3 protein-coding genes are annotated in these 4,029 nt (G+C 35.8%); all 3 read left to right on the top strand.

Annotation, left to right across the window (positions count from 1 at the left end; genetic code table 11):
* Window positions 1-279 precede the first annotated feature (279 nt).
* From ABY905_RS14735 to glmM, 3 genes are read left to right on the top strand one after another with little or no spacing between them, the layout of a single operon-like run.
* Window positions 280-1,506, top strand: coding sequence for an ROK family protein (locus tag ABY905_RS14735; RefSeq protein WP_372645215.1), 1,227 nt, complete (start codon window positions 280-282; stop codon window positions 1,504-1,506).
* A gap of 9 nt (window positions 1,507-1,515) precedes the next feature.
* Entirely contained in the window at window positions 1,516-2,415 is a 900-nt protein-coding gene (locus ABY905_RS14730) for an NDP-sugar synthase (protein WP_372645213.1), read from the top strand.
* A 60-nt stretch (window positions 2,416-2,475) separates the two neighbouring features.
* Window positions 2,476-3,858 (top strand): phosphoglucosamine mutase, encoded by a 1,383-nt coding sequence (glmM, locus tag ABY905_RS14725; RefSeq protein WP_372645211.1) that lies wholly within the window; start codon window positions 2,476-2,478, stop codon window positions 3,856-3,858.
* Window positions 3,859-4,029 lie beyond the last annotated feature (171 nt).

The raw sequence follows: 4,029 nt of genomic DNA, 5'->3' as shown, positions 1-4,029 counted from the left end.
TTTGTTGGTTATTTAAGAGCTATCTCAATTGCTCGTTAATTTTTTTTTTGAGATGGGGCAAATATAATAAAATATTGATGTGATATTCAGAGGTGTTTCATTGATTCTATCTGGTCATTTATTATTAAAGACTAATCTGTTTAACAGGATTTCAACTACAAACCCATTTTTAGGCTTGTGTAGAAAATACTTCTAAAAAACATTTTAAAAGTTAACTCTTCTTTTAAAAATATTTATACTTTTATCACGAAAATTAATCCAAACTAAAATAAAGTCAGATTGAGACCAGAATTCAAATATGAGAAAGAGTTAGCAGGAACTGCTAATGCCAAAAAACGAAAAATGGAACAGTATCGTAAGATTGTTTCTCATTTGTATGTGATTGGCAAAGCCTCTATTGCTGACATTGTAAAGCAATCTAAAATCAGTCAGCCTTTGGTTGCTTCGTTGGTTGACGATTTGTTAGGTTTTGGCATTCTTCTCGATAATGGTATTGGAGAATCAATAGGAGGAAGGCGTCCCAACCTTTATTGTATTAATCCTGAATATCAATACGTTTTAGGTATCGATATTAACTTGCATACACTTACAATTGCACTTTTCGATTTGAACAATCAGCTTGTTTGTAGACAAGAATTTAAGAATTTCGATTTAGAAAATTCTTCGATTTATACCGATCAGCTTGTTGTGAAGGTTAATGAAATACTCCGTGAGATGAATATTTCAACTGCTAATGTTTTAGCAATGGGTGTATCTATTCCAGGTTTAGTTGATGCTGAAAATGGTATCACCTTCACACATTTGTCATTTGCGAAGGAAGGATTAGCATTTTATCTGAGCAATAAACTTGGGTTCTCTGTCTTGTTGGATAATGATGCAAGGTTAATGGCCTTGGGAGAAAAAGCTTTTGGAAAGGCCAAAGGGAAAAAAGATGTTTTGTGTTTGAACTTAAGCAATAGAATTGGTTTGGGTATCATCTTAAATGGACAGTTGTATTCTGGTAAAAATGGTTTTGCTGGAGAGTTTGGACATATTCTGATTGATCCGGATGGCGACTTGTGTTATTGTGGGAAGATAGGTTGTTTGGAAACTCTAACCTCTGGCGAGATTTTAGTTCGAAATATAAATAAGGCTCTTGAAAAAGGACAGGCAAGCTTATTAAGTAGTAAGAAAGATAAAGGCTTTTCAGTTGATCTGCGAGCTGTTATTGAAGCTATTGTTGAAGGCGATCAATTTGCAATCGATCAGTTGAATAAGATGGGTGAATATTTGGGTAAAGGATTAGTGACTCTAATTCACCTGCTTAATCCAGAGATGATAATTATTGGAGGCAGATTGGCTCATACAGGAAAATATATTTCAGATCCTGTGAATATGGCTATGAATAAATACGCAATGGATAGAATCAGTTCTGAAACAGAGCTTGTTTGTTCTGAATTACTTGATGATTCAGCACTGATGGGAACCTTGTCCAATGTAATGAATGAAGTATTAGGAATAAATTAAAAGTTAGATATGAAACCGACACTATTAGTACTTGCAGCTGGAATGGGAAGCCGATATGGTGGATTAAAGCAAATCGATCCAATTGGCCCTTCTGATGAAACCATTATTGATTATTCAATTCATGATGCGATTGCAGCTGGTTTTGGAAAAATCGTTTTTGTCATTAGAGAAGGATTTGAAAAAGAATTTAAAGAGCTCTTTGATACAAAACTTGCAGGGAAAATAGAAGTGGGTTATGTGAATCAAGAAATTAAAAAAGTACCAGAAGGTTCATCTTATAATTTAGATAGAGAGAAGCCTTGGGGAACTGGTCATGCAATTTTAATGGCCAAAGAATGCATTAACGAGCCATTTGCAGTTATTAATGCGGACGACTATTATGGTGTAGAGGCATTTACTACTATGGCAGATTTCTTAAAGAACTCAATTTCAGAACAAGAATATGCTATGGTGGGGTACAAACTTGCAAATACTATTTCCGAAAACGGTTCTGTTTCTCGTGGTGTTTGTTCTACAAATGCAATTGAGCATTTAGAAACTGTTGTTGAACGAATTCATATCGAAAAGCGTTCAGAAGGAATTGCTTATAAAGAAGATGATAAATGGATTCCACTTACTGGAGACACAACTGTTTCAATGAATTTCTGGGGTTTTAAACCTCAACTTTTTGAGCATTTGGAAGACCAATTTAGAAGCTTTTTGGCTGAAGCTGGGCAAGAGTTAAAATCTGAATTTTTTATTCCTTCTGTTGTTGCTAAAATAATTGATAGTAAAAATACAAGTGTTAAAGTGTTAAAGTCAGATGCTCAGTGGTTTGGTGTGACTTATCGTGAGGATAAGGAAAAAGCGGCTAAAGCTATTTTAGAACTGGTTGAACAAGGTGTATACCCAGCAAAATTATGGAATTAATTAATGCCTTAGCATAGGTGTTTGCTAAATAGAATGAAATTACCCTAAAGAAGAAATACAATGACTTTAATTAAATCAATATCTGGAATTCGAGGCACAATAGGAGGCAGACCTGGTCAGGCTCTTACACCAATGGATGTCGTAAGTATTGCTGGAGCTTTTGGTATGTGGCTTCAAAATAGTGGAGCTAATAAAAAGCTTGTGATTGGTCGTGATGCGAGAATCAGTGGCGAAATGGTAAACCAACTTGTTGTAGGTTCTTTAATTTCAGTTGGGATTGAAGTCATTGATCTTGGCTTAGCAACAACTCCAACTGTGGAAATGGCTGTGATCGATATGAATGCAGGTGGCGGTATTATTATTACAGCGAGCCACAACCCTAAGAACTGGAATGCCCTGAAGTTATTGAATAGTAAAGGTGAATTTATTTCTGATCAGGATGGAAAAGATTTACTTCAGTTGGTTGAAGATAAAAATTACACCTATAACGGAGTTGATGATTTGGGTTCCTATTCAAAAGACGAAAATTATTTAGATAAGCATATCCAACACATACTTGATTTGGATTTAGTAGATGTTGAAGCCATTTCTGCCTCTGATTTTTCAGTTGCAGTTGATGCTGTAAACTCTGTTGGTGGCTTTGCTATTCCTCGTCTTTTAAAAGCTCTGGGTGTTAATAAAGTGACTGAAATTAATTGTGTCCCTGATGGGAACTTTGCTCATAATCCCGAACCCCTTCCTGAAAACATTGTGGAAATCAGCGAACTGGTAAAGAAGGAAAATCTGGATCTGGGAATCATAGTCGATCCTGATGTCGATCGTTTAGCTTTAGTTTGTAATGATGGAACGCCTTTTGGAGAAGAATATACTTTAGTATCTGTTGCAGACTATGTGCTTCAACATACCAAAGGAGCACTAGTTGCCAATTTATCATCGACTATGGCTTTGCGAGGAATCGCAGAAAAGCATGGCGTTGAATTTTTCGAATCAGCAGTTGGTGAAGTTAACGTGGTGAGAGAAATGAATAAGCAAGCGGCTGCCATTGGTGGTGAAGGTAACGGAGGTGTGATATATCCTGAGTTACACAACGGTAGAGATGCCTTGGTTGGTGTTGCCTTATTCCTGACTTATCTGGCTAAAAGTAAGATGACTTCTGCAGAATTACGAGCAACCTATCCTGATTACAAGATCGAAAAACAAAAAATCGAATTAGATGGTGTTGCCGATTTGGATGGCATTCTGGAACAAGTTCGTCGAAAATTCATCGATTTCCCGAGTAATACAATTGATGGATTAAAAATCACTTTCCCAGAAGGATGGGTTCACATGAGAAAATCCAATACCGAACAAATCATACGAATTTATGCGGAAGCGACTACAGAAAAGTATGCTAAGGATTTGGCGGAATGTGTTAAACAATTAATGAATAATATAAACGAATAAAACCGATTCCGACTTTTATTCCAATTAAAAGTCGGACTCTAAACCTTAAAGCATTTATATAATGAGTACATCTAAATCTTCATTTAAGAACTTTGTTCTACCAATGATCATCATTGGAGCTTTGTTCTTTGTTTTTGGCTTTGTAACATGGCTGAATGGAATCTTAATTCC

Source organism: Ancylomarina sp. (assembly GCF_041555295.1).
Lineage (GTDB): Bacteria > Bacteroidota > Bacteroidia > Bacteroidales > Marinifilaceae > Ancylomarina.
The sequence above is the reverse complement of the archived record's forward strand: the minus strand, read 5'-3'. Positions and strand labels throughout refer to the sequence as shown.